Annotated in this window: 15 protein-coding genes; 7 read left to right on the top strand and 8 right to left on the bottom strand. The window is 62.0% G+C overall.

Annotated elements, in window-relative coordinates; all coding sequences use genetic code 11:
* Positions 1–44: 44 nt before the first annotated feature.
* From MUY37_RS13100 to MUY37_RS13085, 4 genes are all read right to left on the bottom strand, one after another.
* On the bottom strand, positions 45–2717 hold the full coding sequence (locus tag MUY37_RS13100) for a cation-translocating P-type ATPase (protein ID WP_499195807.1): 2673 nt from the start codon (positions 2715–2717) through the stop codon (positions 45–47).
* 158 nt (positions 2718–2875) lie between these two features.
* Positions 2876–3319, bottom strand: a complete 444-nt coding sequence (locus MUY37_RS13095; protein ID WP_499195806.1) for a DUF2267 domain-containing protein — start codon at positions 3317–3319, stop codon at positions 2876–2878.
* Positions 3320–3422: 103 nt separating this feature from the next.
* Positions 3423–4430 (bottom strand): 2-hydroxyacid dehydrogenase, encoded by a 1008-nt coding sequence (locus MUY37_RS13090; RefSeq protein WP_499195805.1) that lies wholly within the window; start codon positions 4428–4430, stop codon positions 3423–3425.
* A 192-nt stretch (positions 4431–4622) separates the two neighbouring features.
* The gene (locus MUY37_RS13085; RefSeq protein ID WP_499195804.1) at positions 4623–5111 is read right to left on the bottom strand and encodes an Hsp20/alpha crystallin family protein; all 489 of its coding nucleotides are present in this window, start codon (positions 5109–5111) and stop codon (positions 4623–4625) included.
* 309 nt (positions 5112–5420) lie between these two features.
* Between MUY37_RS13085 and MUY37_RS13080 the strand changes: the two genes are divergently transcribed.
* Positions 5421–6578 carry a sensor histidine kinase gene (locus MUY37_RS13080; protein ID WP_499195803.1) on the top strand — a complete coding sequence of 386 codons (1158 nt, stop codon included), beginning with the start codon at positions 5421–5423 and terminating at the stop codon, positions 6576–6578.
* A complete protein-coding gene (locus tag MUY37_RS13075; RefSeq protein WP_499195802.1) occupies positions 6571–7206 on the top strand; it encodes a response regulator transcription factor in 636 nt (211 codons plus the stop codon). Before MUY37_RS13080 ends, MUY37_RS13075 begins: the two co-directional genes overlap by 8 nt.
* On the opposite strand, the gene MUY37_RS13070 is transcribed toward MUY37_RS13075, so the two are convergent.
* Positions 7203–7568 carry a hypothetical protein gene (locus MUY37_RS13070; protein ID WP_499195801.1) on the bottom strand — a complete coding sequence of 122 codons (366 nt, stop codon included), beginning with the start codon at positions 7566–7568 and terminating at the stop codon, positions 7203–7205. The genes MUY37_RS13075 and MUY37_RS13070 overlap by 4 nt on opposite strands.
* Before the next feature lie 161 nt (positions 7569–7729).
* Between MUY37_RS13070 and MUY37_RS13065 the strand changes: the two genes are divergently transcribed.
* Positions 7730–8548, top strand: a complete 819-nt coding sequence (locus MUY37_RS13065) for a universal stress protein (RefSeq protein ID WP_499195800.1) — start codon at positions 7730–7732, stop codon at positions 8546–8548.
* Here the strand turns inward: MUY37_RS13065 and MUY37_RS13060 are convergent.
* From MUY37_RS13060 to MUY37_RS13050, 3 genes are all read right to left on the bottom strand, one after another.
* On the bottom strand, positions 8545–8727 hold the full coding sequence (locus tag MUY37_RS13060) for a hypothetical protein (RefSeq protein ID WP_499195799.1): 183 nt from the start codon (positions 8725–8727) through the stop codon (positions 8545–8547). The two genes, MUY37_RS13065 and MUY37_RS13060, sit on opposite strands and share 4 nt — an antisense overlap.
* Positions 8728–8875: 148 nt before the next feature.
* Positions 8876–10225: a patatin-like phospholipase family protein gene (locus MUY37_RS13055; RefSeq protein WP_499195798.1), complete on the bottom strand. Its 1350-nt coding sequence runs from the start codon at positions 10223–10225 to the stop codon at positions 8876–8878.
* A gap of 52 nt (positions 10226–10277) precedes the next feature.
* Positions 10278–13061 carry a phosphoenolpyruvate carboxylase gene (locus MUY37_RS13050; RefSeq protein ID WP_499195797.1) on the bottom strand — a complete coding sequence of 928 codons (2784 nt, stop codon included), beginning with the start codon at positions 13059–13061 and terminating at the stop codon, positions 10278–10280.
* Positions 13062–13317: 256 nt separating this feature from the next.
* On the opposite strand from MUY37_RS13050, the gene mtnP reads away from it, so the two are divergent.
* The 4 genes from mtnP (at position 13318) to dcd (ending at position 19600) form a co-directional block, all read left to right on the top strand.
* Positions 13318–14190, top strand: coding sequence for an S-methyl-5'-thioadenosine phosphorylase (mtnP, locus tag MUY37_RS13045; protein ID WP_499195796.1), 873 nt, complete (start codon positions 13318–13320; stop codon positions 14188–14190).
* A complete protein-coding gene (glpD, locus tag MUY37_RS13040) occupies positions 14187–15674 on the top strand; it encodes a glycerol-3-phosphate dehydrogenase (protein ID WP_499195795.1) in 1488 nt (495 codons plus the stop codon). Before mtnP ends, glpD begins: the two co-directional genes overlap by 4 nt.
* Positions 15675–15770: 96 nt before the next feature.
* The gene (gene putA, locus MUY37_RS13035; RefSeq protein ID WP_499195794.1) at positions 15771–18908 is read left to right on the top strand and encodes a bifunctional proline dehydrogenase/L-glutamate gamma-semialdehyde dehydrogenase PutA; all 3138 of its coding nucleotides are present in this window, start codon (positions 15771–15773) and stop codon (positions 18906–18908) included.
* Between the two features lie 137 nt (positions 18909–19045).
* Positions 19046–19600 (top strand): dCTP deaminase, encoded by a 555-nt coding sequence (dcd, locus tag MUY37_RS13030; protein ID WP_103022209.1) that lies wholly within the window; start codon positions 19046–19048, stop codon positions 19598–19600.
* Positions 19601–19741 lie beyond the last annotated feature (141 nt).

Raw genomic sequence — 19741 nt, 5'->3', positions numbered from 1 at the left:
CTCGGGATAGTGGATCGATCCGCATCGTCGGCACTATCGCAGCCTCAATCCATAAGTAATGTCCCGGTCGCCCGGAGGCGGCGTGTACGATTGATCCACCATTTCGCAACCTCGGTGGAAAGCAGCACGGCCAGGGCGGCAAGAAGGCCCTGCACGACCACATCAAGGCCGACCGGACTGATGCCGAGCAGTGTCTGGGACAGCGGCAGATGCTGGGCAGCGACATGCAGCATCAACGCACTGCCCAGCCCCGCAAACAGCCATCCATTTTCCGGCGCATGCCACCTCCAAAAGGGCCGATGGAGGTTGCGAACGGTGAGCAGGAAGGCGTTCTGGAACAGCACCACGATGAACAGGACGGCGTTACGTGCCTCCGCGACGCTTTCTCCCGCAGCTAGATGTCCTGCCATGACCCATATCGCGGCTGCGGTCATCACCAGGGTTCCCGGCAACATCAGTATGATGGCATCGATATCGATCAGCGTGGTCAGCTTGCGCCGCGGGGGCCTTTGCAATTCATCCCCCTCTCCCTTGCCGAACCCCAGCGTGACATCCTGAAGACCGTTGGTGACAAGATTGAGCCAGAGAAGCTGGACGGGAGTGAGCGGCATTGGCAGCCCAAAGGCCAGGGCACCGATGAACATGAGGATTTCGGCAAGGCCCGTGGCCAGCATGAAGATCACGATCTTGCGAATGTTGAGGAAGGTAACGCGCCCTTCCTCGATCCCGGACAGGATGGTGGCGAAATTGTCGTCCGCGATGACCAGATCGGAGGCTGCACGCGCAACATCCGTACCGCCCTTCCCCATGGCAACGCCGATGTCCGCCGCGTGCAGAGCGGGGCCATCATTCACACCATCCCCCGTGACGGCGACGATATGGTCGTTGCGTTGCAGAGCTTGCACGATCGCCAGCTTTTGCGCAGGCTCGATTCTGGCGAAGACTTCCGCATTGCCGATCGTCCGATCGAATGCTTCGCTCTTGCTATCCAGCCCCGCAAGCTGAGCCCCGGTCACGACCTCGCCTGGATGGACATCCAGGCCCAGTTGCCTGGCAATGGCGAGGGCCGTCGCCGGATGATCGCCAGTGATCATTCGCACCGAAATGCCTGCCTCGCGGCAATGCGCGACCGCTTCGACAACGCCGAAGCGCAGCGGATCGGTCAAGCCGACGAAACCCAGCAGTCGGAGCCCGTGAAGCCGTTCGTGAATCGGCACTGCGGATGCCGCCGAATCGGCGTAGGCCAGTACCAGGACCCGGAACCCCTCGGCGGCAAGCCGCTCGGCAGTTTCGACCGCGCCCGGGGCCACTTCCGCACACATTGGCAGGACCGTTTCCGGCGCCCCTTTCACCACGAGACGAGTTCCCTGGGATGATACAGCTTCGACGGCCGCGAAGCGGGCCGCAGGCTCGTAGGGAACGATGGCCAGCCGCTCCATTCCGAGCAGGTTTTCGGGATCGTGCCCCGTCTCACGGGCCAGATCGAGCAGAGCGACATCCACTGCATCGCCTACCGGGCTGCCCGTATCGCTCAGATGCGCTTCGTTGCAGATGGCGGCCGCCGAACCGATCTCGCCAAGGGGATCGTTTCCGTCACCATTTAGCCACTGCTGACGCTCGACACTGGTTCCATCGGCCAGAACCACGCGATGGACCGTCAGCCTGTTGAGGGTCAGCGTTCCGGTCTTATCGGTTGCAATGAGTGTGCAGGACCCAAGCCCTTCCACGGCCGGCAGCGACCGCACGATCACATTGCGCCGGGCCATACGGCTGGCGGCTGCCGATAATGCTACGGTTACTGCAATGGGCAGGCCTTCCGGGATCGCTGCAACGGCAAGGGCAATGGCCAGCAGCACAATCTCGCGCCATCCTCCACCCTGAAGCGCAAGCAGGACGGCCAGCACCAGAATCAGGAATACCGTGGCAATGGCTATCCTTCGCGCAAGCTTCGCCATGCGTCTGACCAAGGGTGTTTCGACCGCGACGCGAGCGTTTTCGGTGAGCATGGAGCCGATATTGGCCAGCAAGGTGCCTGCCCCCGTTGCCACTGCGACACCAAGCCCGCGCCCTTCCACGACGACGGTCCCGGCATGTGCCATGGTCAGCCGGTCCCCGGCTACGGTTTCCGCCTCCAACGACCGATCGGCATCTTTCAGCACGGGCATGGACTCGCCGGTCAGGGAACCTTCGTCGATCCTGAGACCATGTGCTTCCACCAGCCTCATATCGGCCGTAACCTTCATCCCGCTTTCAAGTTCGACGATGTCGCCCGGCACGATCTCTGCCGCCGGTATCTCGCGCACGACACCGTCGCGCACCACGCGGGCGACTTGTGGCACCAGGCTGCGCAGCGCGCGCGCGCCGGCATCGGCCTTGTATTCCTGATAACTGCCCACCAGGGCGTTTGTCGTCAGGACACCGAAAATGAACGCCGCGTCCCACCTGTCGCCGATGAGGAGAGATAACGCCCCCGCGAATATGAGCAGATAGATGAGCGGGTTGGTGAACTGGTGTGCGAAGATGCGAAGAGGCCCCATCCTCTGGGGCTCGGGCAGCAGGTTCGGCCCGTGCGATGCCAGCCGCCGCTCGGCTTCGCCCTGCACAAGGCCGTTACGGGAAGAGGCAAAGCGGTTGAGGGCGTCCCTGGCGTCAAGCGCATGCCAAGGTTCGTCAGCTCCTTGCTGCGGATCGGTGATGGAAATGTACCCCTGTTGCAAATTGCAGCGCCTATCGACGGGGCCATACGCCGCCGACCTTCGCATCGGGACTGTGAAACGCGGAGGCGACGCAGGCTATCAGTATCAATCCATATTGATCGGGTCGGCCGCCTGGCAACGCGTCGACCGGTGCCGAACGGCGGGATGGCCTTTGCGAATCAGGTCTCGCTCGCCTCGTAATCCGGCCAGAGTTCCCGAATCTGCTTGGGCAGAGCCCGATAGACCTTGCCGACCTGACCCGGCGAGAGATGGCGATCGAGAACCCCGACGACGGCATCGATCGCGTCGATCGCCCCGACCGCGCGGGCATCGGCGAGATTCGCTGCAATATGATGGCGAAATTCCTCTGCCGTATGCCACTGAGTCGGCATTTTGGAAGGATCGAAACCCGCATAGAAGCCACCCCGCACGAGGAGCGGCAATTGCGCCCCGAAATGGGCGGCCAGTTCCACGGGCAAGCGGTCGCGTAGTGCCTGCAATACGGTGGTTAGCACCTTCCAGGCCAGATGGCGGTCCGGGCCGATCTCCTCCATGATTTCATCGAGCCAGATATGTGTCGATTGGAGAGTCTTGTCGAAAACTTCGAGGCCTGTCGTGCTCATGAAAGATCCTTCGCTCGGCTATCGGTGCAACGGACAAGCTAGCCGTGATCACAAGCGGCGCATTAAGGAAACCTCCGCATCCCGCCGATTGGCACCTTGAAGCTCAGTCCCGGCCCCCGGGAGGCAACCCGGCGGAGTGGAGCGGCCTGCCATCTCGCTCGAAGGCGCTGGCATTGGCGATCGTTATCTGCGCGATCGCTTCGAGCGCTTGGGTGGTGAAAAACCCCTGATGCCCCGTAATCAGAACATTGGGAAAGGTCAGGAGCCGCGCAAAAGTATCATCCATGATCGGTTGGCGCGACATGTCCTCGAAGAAGATGTCCTCCTCTTCTTCGTACACATCCAGTCCAAGCAGACCGATTTTTCGCGTCTTCAGCGCGGCGATGATTGCTTGCGTGTCGATTACCGCCCCACGACTGGTGTTGATGATCGTGACACCGTCCTTCATCCGCGAAAGAGCCTGCGCATCGATCAGATGATGGGTGTCGGGCGTAAGCGGGCAATGGAGAGTGACGATATCGGCGCTCTCGAGCAACTCGTCGAGCGCCACGTAGCGACCATGGAAATCGCCGTTCGGCACCGGATCGGTTCCCAGAACCTCGCATCCGAAACCGGTGAGTATTCTTGCCACGCACAACCCGATCTTGCCCGTGCCAACAACACCGACAGTGCGGCCTGCAAGATCGAAACCGAGCAGCCCGTCGAGCGAGAAATTGCCCTCGCGTACGCGGGCATAGGATCGGTGGATTTTGCGGACCAAGGAAAGCAGGAGCGCAACGGTATGTTCCGCGATTGCATGAGGAGAATAGGCGGGCACCCGCGCTACGGCGAGGCCGAGATCGCGAGCGGCTGCCAGGTCGACATTATTGAAACCGGCGCTGCGCAGACAGATCAGGCGAACGCCGTTATCACGCAGGATCTCCAGCGCCGGACGATCGGCGCGATCGTTCACAAAGGCGCAGATCGCATCGCTACCTTGCGCCAGAATAGCGCTTTGCTCCGACAGATGCACGCGGTGGAACTCCAGCTCGTGCGGGGCGCCCGCCTCGGTGTTGGCGGATAGGAGGAATTCCTCATCATATGGCTTGGTACTGAAAACAGCGATTCGCATCGTCGAACTGCCTTTCTTCCATCGGCCTCAAACCCCGGTGACATGATCAATCGCAGCCCGGACATCGAAAAAAGCCCCGGCTCGTCAATGAGCCGGGGCCTGATTGTGGAGCGTCGTCGTGCGGGGGGGGGCACGTCTAGCTCCTTCGGGCTGTCCCGATAGACGGGAGGTCGGGACAGGGGGCAGCCCGATTCAGGAAGCGCTCTTCGAATGGATCTCGATCTTGCGCTTTTCGGATCTGGCATCCTTGCTGCGCGGGATCGCGATACGCAGCATACCCGCTTCTTGTTCGGCAGTAATTTCGTCGATCAGCGCATCGTGCGGAAGGGAGATGCGCCGCTCGAAGGAGCCATAAGCTCTTTCGCTGATGACATAATCACAGTGCTCTTCGCGGCTTTTCTCTTTCTTTTCGCCCTTGATGATCAGTGTGTCGCGATCAACCTGGATCTCGACATCCCCATTCGCAACTCCGGGGATTTCCGCATCGATGGTATAGAGCGTGTCGGTTTCTGCCATTTCGATTACAGGTGACGCTGGAAACTGCAAGGCCGACCAGCGCGCGGGCAGTTCGTCCATCAGGTGATCGACCCCCGTTCGCATACGGGTGAAGGGCTCGATAAAGCGCTCGGCGAAGCTGGGCTCTAGCCGCCGCTCGGTGGCTCTGACGGTCTGATTGGCCATTCTCCGGTCCTCCTTTCTGCCATTTGTGCAGACCGCATAAATCCGTCCGGAGGCGGCCACGATACGCAAACCTCCGTATGGCGATCATCACCCACCCTGACATGCGAGATCACACGCAGGTCATTCTTGCCTGCTTCAGCAAGCGCGCGCGGCACGAGCGCCGTAAATCGTACTGGGGATCGCCGAGGGCACCCATATAGTGTAAGTATCTTACGCCTGAATTCGTCTATCGGAGGGCCTAGGCTGAGATATTGTGTCTCGACGCTTAGCCATTACCCAAATGAAGGTCGCTCAACCATAAATTCGAACATGAACAATCATCAATCCACCCCAGAAGTACCTAGCCAAGTGTTTCGCCGGATCGACGAGCTTCACGCGCTGATCGATGTGGTTCCCGACGCAATGGTCGTAATCGATCGAACCGGGGCGATCCGATCCTTCAACAAGGGTGCAGAGCGGATATTCGGGTATAGCGAAGAGCAATTGCTGGGCGAGAATGTCAGCGTTCTGATGCCCTCGCCCGATCGCGAAGCGCATGACGGATACATCGCACGTTATCTCGAAACGGGCGAAAAGCACATTATCGGCAGCGGTCGGGTCACGACCGCACGCCGCCGCAATGGCGACACTTTCCCGATCGAGCTGGGGCTAGGCGAAGTGGAAATCGCCGGAGTTTTGCATTTTACCGGCTTCATTCGAGATCTGAGTGAAATGCGGGAGAGCGAAAAGCTCATGCATTCGCTGCAGGCCGATCTCGCCCATGTCTCGCGCATTTCCTCCATGGGAAGCCTGGCGAATTCCATTGCTCACGAGCTCAACCAACCGCTGACGGGGATTGCCAACTATGCAGGCGCGGCCATGGATCTTCTCGACGATTCCTCGCCGGTGGATCTGGAGAATCTGCGTCATGCCGTGTCCGAATGCCGCAACGAGGCTCTTCGGGCAGGCGATATCATACGGCGGCTGCGCGCCTTCGTATCGCGTGGCGATGTGGAGCTGGAGATCGACAGTCTCAGAAGGATCGTGAATGCCGCCACGGCCATAGCATTGGTCAATGGCGACGGGCGCGACGTGGATTTCTCCAGCCAGTTCGCTCCGGACTGCGAATGGGTGCTGGTCGTCCCCGTGCAGATCCAGCAGGTCCTGGTCAATCTGATCCGCAACGCTCTGGAAGCGATGGAGGATACCGATAGCAAGCGCATCCGCGTCTACAGCATGTGCGAGAGCGACGGGATGGTCCGCGTTTCGGTCAGCGATAGCGGACCCGGGCTGGATCCGCACGTAGCGGAAAGACTGTTCCACCCCTTCGTCAGCACCAAGTCCAGCGGCATGGGGCTGGGCCTTTCCATATGTCACACGATCGTCAACGCGCATGGCGGAAAGATCTGGGCCGGCCCATCCGAATTGGGCGGAACCGAGTTCTCATTCACACTCAAAAGAGCCGATTTGAGAGATGCGGATGGCTGATTATCCAGTCTATCTGGTCGATGACGACCCGTCCATCCGGCGTTCCATCGGGTTCATGCTCCGCACGTCAGGGCACACCGTCCAAACGTTCGAAAGCGGCACTCAATTGCTCGGCGAAGTCGAACGGCTCGATCCGGGATGCGTCGTTATCGACATCCGCATGCCGGGTCCCGATGGGCTCGATGTGCAGGAGCAAATGCGCAAGCGCGCCATCACGTTTCCGGTCGTGGTCATGACGGGCCACGGCGATGTCGAACTGGCGGTCAAGGCGATGAAAGCCGGCGCGATCGATTTCATCGAGAAGCCCTTCGACAAACGCCAACTGTTTGCCGCGATCACCGAAGCATGGCGGCGTCTTGACGACGACGACAGATGGCGGACGAGAAGGGAAGAAGCGCAAGCCCGGCTCAAGCCGCTTACTACCCGCGAAACGGAAGTGCTGGAAGGCTTGGTCAAGGGCCATCCCAACAAGACCATCGGCTACGATCTCGGCATCAGCCCACGCACGGTCGAGATCCATCGCGCCAACCTGATGGCGAAACTGGAAGTGCACAGCCTCTCCGACCTGCTTCGCGTGGCGTTCATGGCGGGTGTCGGCGAAGCGGATGAGATTCCTGGGAAAGACTAAACCAGGGAAATCTCGGCCACACGGAATGGCGAACTCGTGCCGTTGCGTTCGATGACCTTGAGAAGCGCGCCAGCCCTGATCGAGCAATCCGGCATGCTGGCAAAGCAGCCTTTACTTCCCGGGTAATCTCCTTCGCGGAAACCCCAGCGGTGCTGACACTTCACGACATAGCCGGACTGATCCGGTTCATTCGGCCAAAAGCGCCTGACGGTAGCTCTTTTCGGGTTTTGCGCCACACCGGCCCCATCGATCATGCCAACCCGATCGAGCGGGACGCGGATGAGATAGGCCCGACTGACAGAACCGAACGGATAGTCGGCCGAACGGGCCATCTCCAGCTTTATAAGGCTCCAGTCGCTCATGGCAGCCACTTCTCCTGACCTGGCGCAATCGTGTCTTTCGTGCGCACCGACGCAAATACGGAAACTACCGAGGCTATCCGTCAGGACATTTGCGTAATTTCGCAAAGGCCTCTGCCGCCTAGGAGGCGGGCTACAGAACAGTCACGGAAAGGGAGAGTTCCATGCGCTCGATACTGCTCCATATTCACGACGACGAGGCCATGGAGGCCAGATTCCAGGCCGCTCTCGACGTCGCTCGGCGCTTCGATAGCCACATCACTTGTCTCCAGGCCGTACCCTACGAATTCGGCATGCCCGGAGACCTCTATTTTTCCCTGGCGATGGACATGGCCGCTTCGTTCCGCGCAAATGCCGACCGGTTTCAGAAAGAGATAGAAAACCGTCTGACCGGCGAAGGGGTGCGATGGGACTGGGTCCGCACGAAAGGCGATGCTGTCGATGAGATCGATCATCTGGCGCCGCTGTCGGACATGGTGATCTTGGGGTCGCGCAACCCCGTCGGGGATGCCAGGCAACCGTCACGGCTGGTCACCGAAGCAGTCGTCGGCGTAAAGGCTCCGGTTCTCGTCGTACCCCCATCGGCCACCGGCTTGGCTCTGGATGCGCCTGCGGCCGTCGCATGGAATGGCTCTTCGGAAAGCGCCCACGCCCTTCAGGCAGCGCAGCCGATACTGAGCGCGGCGTCGGAGGTCCACATCTTCGCCGTTCGAGAGAACACAAGCCATAACAGGCGGGGTTTGTCGACATCGGAGGCAGCGAAATTTCTTGCCCGTCATGATATCGAGCCGCTGATCACCGAACTCGCCCGCGAGGGTGAGACATCAATCGCTACGACGCTGATCGATGCGGCAAAGATACGCGCGGCGGGGATCGTCATCATGGGTGCTTACGGTCGTTCGCGCTTTCGCGAGCGGCTGCTCGGAGGCGTGACGCGCGACATGCTGTCCGATCCTCCGATCCCCCTTTTGCTAAGCCACTAGATAACTCCATTCGTCGCCGGGGGATATTCGTCCGGACTGCGATCGGGTTCGTCGAAATCGGGTTCGGTCGGGATGATCTCGGGCCGCCGGTCCGGAACCGGCTCGTCCGGCTGAGCCGGTGTTTCGGGCGGCGACTGGGGATCGATCCGGTCCGGTTCGTGCGGGGGTGTGGTGGCCATCCTTTACTGCCTTCCTTGCAACGTCTGCCGAGCCACAGATCTCTTGCGATGCATTGGGCCGAACGCGATACGTAATCCACCTAGGACAGGCTGGTAGCGAATGTCCGGGTCGGGCCGCACAGCCGAATTGCCGCTTTTGCGGCGTTTCTCAAACTCCGTCGATCTTGCTGAGCGGCCACCATGGACCCTCGGGCCGTTCTGCCTTGTGGCGGCCGAGATCGCGCAGACGGGCCATGAAGGCGGGTTTGAACATTTCGTCCTTCTTGAAGTTCTCGCCCACATTGCTGGGGAAGGTATCGTAGCGATCCGCGCTGGTCAGCATGATACGGCCGTAGGGATTGTTGAGTCTGAGCGCTGCGATCGCTCCGATTTCGCTTTCATTGACGAGCAGATCATAACCGCGCTGGCCGTTCTTGAGCGGACCCGATTTGGTGTTGAGCGTCGCGTCGGGCTTGCGCGCCGTGGGGCCGTTGCGCACCACATAGACGCTCGGTGCCGTCGCTTCGTAATCCTTGACGAAAGCGTCTTGCGTAACGCCGTCGGCAACCTTTGCCAGCGCGTGGCCCTTCATCTGCTCGCGCACTTCGGCGTCGACGGCAGCCATGGCGCGGTCGAAGAATACCGAGCGGCGGACCCCGCCATCGTAGAGCGCGAGTGCTTTTCCGTCGCTGCCCGCAATGCGCAATTGCTGGTGGAATACGGGCATGGCCGAAGATGCCATTGTCGCCGCCGCCAGAGCCTGTGCCGCTGCTGCGGCATTGGGCGCGGCATTCACCAGCTCCTTGATATCGGCATAGCGGAACACCCCGCGTTCCGCCTCGACGAAACCAGCGAAACCTTCGATGCTCGATTCCCCGATCGCCTCGATCAGTCGCGTATCGCCGCTTGGCATGAGCGCCTCGACGATCCGCTTGCGCAAAGGCGCAGTGCCCGCAGCCGAACCGTAAACCGGGACGCCGATCATTTTGGTGTGTTTGACGACCTCGCTTTCGCTTTTCGGCGAATAGCCCCATACCAGCCGATCGAGCGCGAAGCGGCGCATTTCGGGCGTCTGCTTTCGGTCGAGCGCCACCATCAACATCAAGGTCTGAAGCGACCCGGTCGAAATGCCCGTGATGACCCCGACATCGTTCAACGCCAGTTCGTTGACGCTGTTGCGGCTGAGCGTGTCGAACAGACCGGCACCATAGGCGCCCCATTGACCGCCCCCCGACAGCAGCAGCACGTTGCAATCGGGCCGACCCGCCTGGTTATGCGATTGCACCGCATCGCGGATCGAGCAGGACAGGCGGTCATCCAGGCGGCATTCCTGCACATGCGGAACATCGGCCTGGACATCGCGAATGAAGGGGCCGACGTCGCCATCGACGACATGCGTGTAAAAGTCCTCGATCGCAAAGGTCAGCGGGCCGCGACGAAACAGCCGGAAGGCCAGGTAACCAAAAACGCCAAGCGCCAGCAGCGTGGCGCCTACGCCAAGCAGAAAGTTTCCCATCATTACCCCCCCAAGCGGACGGGAAGACAATGCGCCGGTTTCACGCCAATATCAATCAGCCATGCGCACCGAATTCATTGGCAATCGCGGTCGATATCCGCAGACACAGTGCATAGGACTGCTCGATAGGGTCGATATAATTCTTGCGGATCGCGGCGTATCCTTCGCCTTCGCCGCGCGGATATTCGCCCGGCTCATCGAGCCTGAAATCGTCCTTGCGGGGAAAGCTGGTGGGAAAGGCACGGCGAAGCTGCGCCAAGGCCTCGTCGATGCGCAGGGTGAACACCATTTCCAGTACATCGGTGCGGCTGATGTCGTTGGCGCGGCTGAATGCGGGTACCGAAACCACCTTGAGAAACATGTGCTGAAGCAGCGCCAGCCGTACCGCCTGCAATACCCCGATCGCGCGGCGGACGCTTTCGCGTTCGGGATGCGGATCGTCGTCCGGCACGAGATCGAACAGACGATGCAGCTTTAGGGCATCCACCCGCAGGCGTGAGGCGAGGCGTCGGAAAACACCGTTGCGATCGTCTTTGATGAGATATTCGGCCAACGCCTCGCAAGCCTGCGCCAAATGCTGTTCGGTCCCTCGATAAGGGCGGCTCGCCCAATAGGCGGAGTTGAACAGCTCGCCGAACGCGGCAACGGTCTTGATGCTGGCAAGAGCGTTGGAAGCGCGCACCAACCGCATGATCTGACGGCCGCGTGGGCTTTCCGAAAGCAATGCCCCCACCTCCTCGATATTGCTTTCCGCCGCGCTCCCGACGCCGGCGATGATGTTCACCGGATAGCCCAATTGTTGCAAGATCGCATTATGCGGTATCGCCCGTATCTGCCGCAGGCTCATCTCGCGATCGGCATTGAGGTCGCTCTGGCGGCGCGACCTGCGGCTTCCGGTTTCGTTGAGCAGGCCGAGGCCGAAGGCTGTGATTGCGCGGCTATAGGTGCGGCTTTCGAGATGTTCGCGCTGATGATCCTTGATCGCGCGGTAGAAATCGAGACTGAGATCGGTCCGGCGATAGAACGGATCGGTGGGCACGTCGGAATCGGTATGCGCGGGGCTGTGCGCCACGATTTGCGTCAGTGTGGCCAGCGCCATGTCGGGCGTCGCAAACAACAGGTACCCATCGCCGCCCTGGAAACTCGCTTCGGGTTCGAGCGCGATTCCGGCCCGCGCGAACCTCCGTTGCGCCCATGGGCTGAGCGCCCATTCGATGCGGTCTTCGAAACTGGAAGGATGCGCGCCGCGTCCCATTCCCTCGCCATGGGTGTCGAAAATCAAGGCTGCAATATCGCTCAGGCCATTGGCGTCCATCGCCTCTGCCAGACGGCCCTGGAGGCGTTCAATCGCGAGACTGGCGGGGATCTGGCCAACAAACCGGCCTGCATCGGAAAACCCCGTCTGGATCGCGACACGGCCACGCGTTCGCGCATAGGCCCGATAGTCCGGCTCGGCGAGGAGCAAGTCGAGAAAGCGCCCACCATGTTCCAGAGCGGTTTCCGTTTCGAACAGCGGCGACACATCGACCTTGTCCGCGATCCCGAACAGTCTGGCGAAATAGAGCGCGGCAAGCACGGTCGAGGGTTGTTCGCACTCTGCCACCAGCATGCGGATCGGCGCATCGGCATCGATATGCTTGAGAATCTGCGCCATTGCGAGAAACTGGCGGGTAGCGGTCGAGCTTTCGACGGCGAGGCTGGCGAAGTTGGCGCTCTGCGGCTCGACACTGGCGAGGAGCTCGCGCAACGCCGCAATGGCACCCCGGCTCGACAGATCGATATCCGCCGCGTCCCCGAGGCGAGTCCGGATGGCATTGTGCAATTGCTTCGCGTTCACGCGAAAGTGAATCCACCCCATGCCCAGCCCATCCGCGCGCATGGCAGCAACAAGCGTGCGCAGGGCAATGGCCCGCTCGGCATCCCCAGCGGCTGCATCGCTCTCCAGTTGCTCGATTAGCGGGGCGAGCGAAAGGAGCTTGTCGGGGCCATCCTTCGTCAACCGGTTCGCCGCTGCCGAAAGGGCTTCGGGATCCGACAGATCACCGGCAAATTCCGACGCGCTGGTCCGGGCACGGCCCGATGCGGCGCGCAGGGTGGCGACAAGATCGTGTGAGGGATCGATTTCCGCCAGCCTATCGGCATACCGGCCCAACCGCTGGGCTTTCTCGGCCAGACGGAAGGCAATGGACGTGTACCATTTGATATCGGTGCGGCCATCCATATCGTAGCCGACCCAGGTGGCGAAGCGGAAAGGCAGTGGCTGAAGCCCGGACCAGCGATCGGGAAAGGCCCGCCGCGCTTCCCGCAAAACCCCGCTCACCATGCGGTCGCGCGCATCCTGCGCATTGGCGAGCGCTGCCATCGCGCGATCATGTTCATATCGCAGTGTGATCTCCGGCTCCTCCGGAGCTTCGCGAAGCCGCGGCTCGCCGCCCGACAGGACAGCCTCCGCGACCGCTTCGCTCCGGTGGGGCGACAGGAGGAAGGTCGGATGGGCGGTGAAGACCGCGTGCATGTGGGGCCGTTCCCACATCGCACGAAACGTCTCGAAGTCGTCGTCATTTGCGACGGTCAGGGCCGAGAGTCTCTGGACCGCATCCTGCGGCTCGATCAGTTGGCGCAATCGTGCGGCCCGGGCGCCGAGCGACTGGGTTTCCAATTCGTCGACCAGCCCGGCCAGCGCTTCGATGCTCAGCTCCCCCCCTTCCAGCTTGCGCGAAATATCGAGCGAGAGCTGGAAAACGGGATTGAAGAGCGGCGTTTCGCGCGTTTGTCGGTGGAGGATGCGCAAGCGTTCACTCAAGCTTGCCAATGTCGGTTCGATCGTCGTTTCGGCCATCGTTCTTCTCTATGCACCGGGAAGGGAATGCGTTCCGCGGCAATGCGGCGGCGCTGTCAAGCAATGCCCGCAGCAAGGCCAATGAATACGGATGCGAAAGGGATATTGGCTTACGTTCCGCCCTCATTTGGACGAACGGTCTCGTCCTGCGCTCCTCGATGAGCGCTGATATCATCGCGCGCTAAATTTCTGGACAGAGTACTCGCCAGCCGCCACCCGTGATTTCCTGGACAAGCGCTTCCGGCAAGGGGATTTCATGAGCGAGTGGACCATCGGCATCATCGGGGGATCGGGGCTCTATGCCATCGACGCACTCGAGGAGGCCCAGTGGATTCCGGTACAATCGCCCTGGGGCGAGCCTTCCGATGAAATATTGTGCGGCAGGATCGGTCATGTCAGGGTACGCTTCCTTCCGCGCCACGGCCGCGGCCACCGGATCGCCCCCTCCACCATCAATGCGCGCGCCAATATCGACGCGCTCAAGCGCGCGGGCTGCACCGATATCCTTGCCATCAGCGCAGTCGGATCCCTGTCCGAAGAACTGGCGCCCGGCCGCTTCGTCGCCGTCGACCAGTTCATCGACAATACCAGGGGCCGTGCGTCGAGCTTTTTCGGCGACGGATTCGTGGCGCACGTATCCATGGCCGATCCGGTTTGCCAGCGCCTGTCGAAACATGCAGTCAGATCGGTGGCCATTGCGGGGGGCGAATGCGCCGAGGGCGCTACCTATCTCGCGATGGAGGGGCCGCAATTCTCGACTCGCGCCGAAAGCAGGCTGTATCGCCATTGGGGCGCCGAGCTGATTGGCATGACCGGCATGCCCGAAGCCAAGCTCGCGCGGGAGGCGGAACTGCCTTACGCCCTGCTCGCCATGGTCACCGATTACGATTGTTGGCGCGAGGGAACCGACGCCGTCGATTTGGCGCAGGTGGTCGAGCAGATGCAGCGCAATTCGAAACTGGCGCGCGAGGTTATCGAGACATTCTGCAAGAACCTGCCAAAAAAGCGCACGCCTTCTCCTATCGACCAATCGCTGAGCGACGCGGTGATCACGGCGCCAGAGAGGCGTGACAAGGCGCTGCTGGCCAAGCTCGACGCGGTGGCAGGGCGGCTGCTCAAGTCGGGATGAGCGCGGTTTACGACCTTCTAGTCATCGGTGGCGGCATAAACGGCGCGGGGATAGCGCGCGATGCCGCCGGGCGCGGCATGAAGGTGCTGCTGGTCGAGAAGGACGACCTCGCTTCGCACACCTCCTCGGCCAGCACCAAGCTTGTGCATGGCGGCTTGCGCTATCTGGAACATTACGAATTCCGGCTGGTCGCGGAAAGCCTGCGCGAGCGCGAGGTGCTGCTCCGCAATGCGCCGCACATCATCTGGCCGCTGCGCTTCGTCATGCCGCACGAACCGACGATGCGGCCGAAGTGGATGCTGCGGCTCGGGCTTGCGCTCTACGATCGCATCGGCGGGAAGATGAGCCTGCCGCGTAGCAAGCGCGTGGACCTGCGCATCGCACCGCATCGCGGCGTGCTGCAGGACCGGCTTACGGCGGGGTTCGAATATTCGGACTGCTGGGTCGAGGATGCCCGTTTGGTTGTCTTGACCGCCAGGGACGCGGAAGAGCGAGGAGCCGATGTGCTCGTGCGCACCGAATGCACCGGTCTGGAGCGCACCGCCGATTGCTGGACCGCCACTCTGCGCGACAAAGAGGGCGAACGGAAGGTTTCCGCCCGCGCGGTCATCAACGCCGCCGGCCCCTTCGTCGACCGCATGGCCAAAGTCGCGCTGGGCCAGGGCACCCCTGCCCATCTGCGATTGGTCAAAGGCAGCCATATCATCGTCTCGCGCCGATTCCCCGGTGAGCACGCCTATATTTTCCAGCAGCCCGATGGCCGCATCGTCTTCGCGATTCCCTACGAACGCGATTTCACGCTGATCGGCACCACCGATCTGCTGTATGAAGGCGACCTCGATGCGGTGCGCATTTCGGATGAGGAAACGCGGTATCTGTGCGATGCTGCCTCGCGCTATTTCGCCAGTGCGATAACCGTGGAGGAGATCGCCTCGACCTATGCCGGCGTGCGCCCGCTCTACGAAGACAATGCCGCGAACAATTCGACCGTGACCCGCGACTATGTCTTCGAACTGGAAGCAGAGGGCGGCGCACCGATCCTGTCGGTCTATGGCGGCAAGATCACGACCTATCGCAAGCTTGCCGAACATGCGCTCGACAGGCTGGGCAAGGTGCTCGCCCTGCCGGGCAAGCCGTGGACCGCGCATGCGCCCCTGCCCGGCGGAGACATGCCCGACGGCGATTTCGCGGCCTTCCTCTGGCGCGCGAGCGAACGCTATTCCTGGGCACCGCCGGAGATGCTGCTGCGTCTCGCGCGTGCCTATGGCACACGGATCGACCGGGTGCTCGGCGCGGCGACATCGCTCGATGATCTGGGGCGGGATTTCGGCGGAACACTGTTCGAAGCCGAGTTGCGCTATCTCGTCGATCAGGAATATGCGCGCACGGCGGAAGACGTGCTCTGGCGGCGCAGCAAGCTCGGCCTGCATCTGCCCGCCGAAGCCCTACAGGCGGTCGCCGACTGGTTCGCCGCCCAGGCGTGACGCGACGTTACGGAACCAGGGCCTTTCACAAAGCTTGAAAGCAAAACGTCGCGGGTCCAAGTGGCGCGAGATAACCCTCTAGTCATTCGGAGTCGTATGGCCCTGCACGATCCTGTTCGCCTGCCCGCAATTTCCCGCCAAGCCGTCCGCGAAGCCTATCGCGCGGAGGAGAATGCCTGCGTGGCCGAACGCCTGGCGCAAGCAGCAGGCGCAAGCGCGAAACACGAAGAGGCGGCCCGCATCGCGGTTGGCCTGATCGAAGAAGCGCGCAAGCGCAAAGCCAGCGGGATCGATGCTTTCCTGCAGCAATACGGCCTCGCGACAGAGGAAGGCGTCGCGCTGATGTGTCTTGCCGAGGCGCTGCTGCGCGTGCCCGATGCCGCCACCGCGGATGCGCTGATCCGCGACAAGATCGGCGATATCGACTGGGCTGAGCACATGGGCGAAAGCTCATCCACTTTCGTCAATGCGGCGACATTTTCGCTGATGTTGACGGGGGAAGTTCTCGAGCGCCCCAGAGAAGCCCATAAAAGCATGCGCCGGACACTCAAAAATGCAGTCACACGGCTTGGCGAACCGGTCATCCGTAAGGCCACCTTGCAGGCCATGCGCATTCTGGGCGGGCAATTCGTATATGGCCGTACGATCGAGGAGTCGCTCAAACGCGCCAAGCCCGAACGCGCCCGTGGTCTGACGCACAGCTTCGACATGCTCGGCGAAGCGGCGATGACTTTTGACGATGCCGAACGCTACAGGGTGAATTATCACAAGGCGATCGAGCGGCTGGCAACGCAATCGACCGGTGACATGCGCACATCCCCCGGTATCTCGGTCAAACTGTCGGCGTTGCATCCGAAATACACCTTTCTTCACGCCGATCTGGCAGTGGCCGATCTGCTGCCAATCGTCCGCGAACTCGCCAGCGCCGCGCGGGATGCGAATATTCACTTCACGATCGATGCCGAAGAGGCGGATCGGCTCGAGCTTTCGATGGACTTGATCGAAGCGCTGGCACGCGACGATACCCTGTTCGCGCGTCCCGATGGCGGCCGCTGGGAAGGCTTCGGCTTGGCCATCCAGGCCTATCAGAAACGCGGCGTTCCAATGGTCGACTGGACCGCCCGGCTCGCGCGCAAATATGATCGCAGATTTTTCGTGCGGCTGGTGAAAGGCGCCTACTGGGATACCGAAATCAAGCTCAGCCATGTCGGCGGCTTCACCGACTTTCCGGTCTTCACGCGCAAGCTTGCAACCGATGTCAGCTATCTCGCCTGCGCGGAGAAGATGCTCGCGGCGGACGATGCGATTTACCCCGCCTTCGCCACGCATAACGCCTATACAATCGGTGCGATCAAGGCGCTGGCCGGCTCCAAACCGCTGGAATTCCAGCGGCTGCACGGAATGGGCGAGGACATTTACGGCGCGCTGGCGCAGATGGAAGGCAATGCCCGTACCAATGTACGCATCTATGCGCCCACCGGCACACACAAGGATCTGCTCGCCTATCTCGTGCGTCGATTGCTCGAGAACGGCGCCAACAGCTCCTTTGTCAACCGCATGGCCGATGCCGAAGTGCCCGCAGCCGAGCTGGCGACCGATCCGGTAGCGGAACTCGCCACGCTCGAACCCTATCGCAACCCGGCCATTCCGCTACCCGCGGATATCTTCCCCGACCGACGCAACTCGGCCGGTGTCGACCTGTCCGACCCGCTAGTGCTCGAACCGCTGCAGGAACGCCTCGCCGCGCTCGAAAGCCGTCACTGGACGGCAGAGCCGACCTTCAAGTCGGGCGCCGAGGCCGAAATCGCGCCGATCAACAAGCCGCACGACCTGACGGCCGAAGTCGGCACCCGCCGCGACACGCTCGATTTCGAGGTCGAGGAAGCGATCACGCGGGCCGAGGCCATCCAGCCGGGCTGGGACCGGCTGGGGGGCGAGAAGCGCGCGCTGCTGCTCGAAGCGGCGGCAGACCTGTTCGAAGAGCATACCGACGAGTTCCTCAGCCTGTGCCAGCGCGAAGCGGGCAAGACGCTGATGGATGCGGTGCTCGAACTGCGCGAGGCGGTCGATTTCCTGCGCTTCTACGCCAATGAGGCGCGCCGCCTGTTCACCCGCCCGATGCCGCTGCCCGGCCCGACGGGTGAGGAAAACCGCCTCAGCCTGCACGGGCGCGGGGTCTTCGCCTGCATCAGTCCGTGGAACTTTCCGCTGGCAATTTTCATCGGCACGCCGGCGGCCGCGCTCGCCGCGGGCAATACGGTTGTCGCCAAGCCCGCCGAACAAACCCCGCTGATCGCGGCGCTGGCGGTACGCCTGTGCCACGAGGCGGGCATTCCCGAAGAAGCTTTCCAGCTCCTTCCGGGCGCCGGCGATGTGGGCGAGTTCATTACCTCTGACCCACGCATTGCGGGCGTCGCCTTCACCGGCTCGACGCAGACGGCACAGGCAATCAACCGCAGTCTGGCATCGCGCGATGGCCCCATCGCCACGTTGATCGCCGAAACCGGCGGGCAGAATGCGATGATCGTCGATTCGACGGCGCTGCCAGAACAGGTCACGCGCGATGTCATCGCCTCCGCTTTCCAGAGCGCGGGCCAGCGCTGTTCGGCGCTGCGCGTCCTCTACATTCAGGACGACGTCTATGACGAGATGCTGCGCATGATCCGCGGCGGGTTCGAGGCGCTGACCATCGGCAATCCCGAACATCTGGCGACCGACGTCGGCCCGGTGATCGATCCCGACGCCAAGGCCGCGCTCGAACGCCATGTCGCGCGCCGCAAGAAAAACGGCCGCCCGGTATGGCGCCGCAAGCTCCATCGCGGAGCCGGTGCCGGTTGCTTTGTCGCGCCGACGATCATCGAGATGGATTCGATCCTCGATCTGAAGCGCGAGAACTTCGGCCCCGTGCTTCACGTCGTGCGCTGGAAGGCCAGCGACCTCGAGCAGGTGATCGCCGATATCAATGCCACGGGATACGGGCTGACGCTGGGCCTACACAGCCGCAATGACGATGTCCGCGCCTTCGTCGAGGCGCGCGCCAAGGTCGGCAATTTCTACGTCAACCGCAATCAGATCGGCGCGGTGGTCGAAAGCCAGCCCTTCGGCGGCGAGGGCCTGTCGGGCACCGGCCCCAAGGCGGGCGGCCCGCACTACGTCCAGCGCTTCGCTACCGAACGCGTGGTATGCATCGACACGACTGCGGCCGGGGGGAACGCGACGCTGCTGGCGAGTTGACCGGAGCCACCTCCGCTCAGGCTGAGCGGAGGTGGGAGCGCCTCGATACGCTCCCCCACCCGCCGTGACGGCGCCAAAGAGGGGATATTCCGCGCCTCCGGCTTGCCCCCGCCAGCCCAATCGGGAATGCGTCTCTCATGGCGATTCTTTCCGACAAGTGGATCCGCGACAAGGCACAGAACGAAGGCATGATCGAGCCTTTCGTCGAGGCTCAGCGGCGCGAGGGTGTAATCAGCTACGGGCTGTCGAGCTATGGCTATGACGCGCGCGTGGCGCCCGAATTCAAGATCTTCACCAATGTCGACAGCGCGGTAGTCGACCCGAAGGATTTCGCCAGCAACAGCTTCGTCGACCGCGAAACCGACATTTGCGTGATCCCGCCGAACAGTTTCGCGCTTGCCCGCACGGTCGAGTATTTCCGCGTGCCCGAAGACGTACTGGTCATCTGCCTCGGCAAGAGCACCTATGCGCGCTGCGGGATCATCGTGAACGTCACCCCATTGGAGCCGGGCTGGGAAGGCCATGTGACGCTGGAGTTTTCGAATACCACGCCGCTCCCGGCCAAGATTTACGCCAATGAAGGCGCGTGCCAGTTCCTCTTCCTCAAGGGCAATGAGCGCTGCGAGACAAGCTACAAGGACCGCGCAGGGAAATATATGGGCCAGCGCGGGGTCACACTGCCGAGGCTCTAGACACTTACACAGCCTGCCTCGAGGCAATCCTCGCTCGAAAGTGTGGCCTGCCCATGATATCTGGTTGAACCGGAAGACGGCCCCTCATGCCTTGCACGCCGTAACGGCTTTGACTCTCGCTTCGCCCACGCGCATTCAGAC

This window comes from Qipengyuania sp. ABI-127-1 (assembly GCA_022953095.1).
Taxonomy (GTDB): Bacteria; Pseudomonadota; Alphaproteobacteria; order Sphingomonadales; family Sphingomonadaceae; genus Qipengyuania.
Note: the sequence above shows the minus strand (reverse complement) of the source record. Positions and strands in the feature narration are given on the sequence as shown.

Coding starts and splice junctions, on each gene's coding strand:
- mtnP (WP_499195796.1), top strand. CDS start 13,318: ATGAGCGAGTGGACCATCGGCATCATCGGGGGATCGGGGCTCTATGCC.
- putA (WP_499195794.1), top strand. CDS start 15,771: ATGGCCCTGCACGATCCTGTTCGCCTGCCCGCAATTTCCCGCCAAGCC.
- MUY37_RS13060 (WP_499195799.1), bottom strand. CDS start 8,727: ATGGCCACCACACCCCCGCACGAACCGGACCGGATCGATCCCCAGTCG.
- MUY37_RS13090 (WP_499195805.1), bottom strand. CDS start 4,430: ATGCGAATCGCTGTTTTCAGTACCAAGCCATATGATGAGGAATTCCTC.
- MUY37_RS13095 (WP_499195806.1), bottom strand. CDS start 3,319: ATGAGCACGACAGGCCTCGAAGTTTTCGACAAGACTCTCCAATCGACA.
- MUY37_RS13055 (WP_499195798.1), bottom strand. CDS start 10,225: ATGATGGGAAACTTTCTGCTTGGCGTAGGCGCCACGCTGCTGGCGCTT.
- glpD (WP_499195795.1), top strand. CDS start 14,187: ATGAGCGCGGTTTACGACCTTCTAGTCATCGGTGGCGGCATAAACGGC.
- MUY37_RS13085 (WP_499195804.1), bottom strand. CDS start 5,111: ATGGCCAATCAGACCGTCAGAGCCACCGAGCGGCGGCTAGAGCCCAGC.
- MUY37_RS13075 (WP_499195802.1), top strand. CDS start 6,571: ATGGCTGATTATCCAGTCTATCTGGTCGATGACGACCCGTCCATCCGG.
- MUY37_RS13050 (WP_499195797.1), bottom strand. CDS start 13,061: ATGGCCGAAACGACGATCGAACCGACATTGGCAAGCTTGAGTGAACGC.
- MUY37_RS13065 (WP_499195800.1), top strand. CDS start 7,730: ATGCGCTCGATACTGCTCCATATTCACGACGACGAGGCCATGGAGGCC.
- MUY37_RS13070 (WP_499195801.1), bottom strand. CDS start 7,568: ATGAGCGACTGGAGCCTTATAAAGCTGGAGATGGCCCGTTCGGCCGAC.
- MUY37_RS13080 (WP_499195803.1), top strand. CDS start 5,421: ATGAACAATCATCAATCCACCCCAGAAGTACCTAGCCAAGTGTTTCGC.
- dcd (WP_103022209.1), top strand. CDS start 19,046: ATGGCGATTCTTTCCGACAAGTGGATCCGCGACAAGGCACAGAACGAA.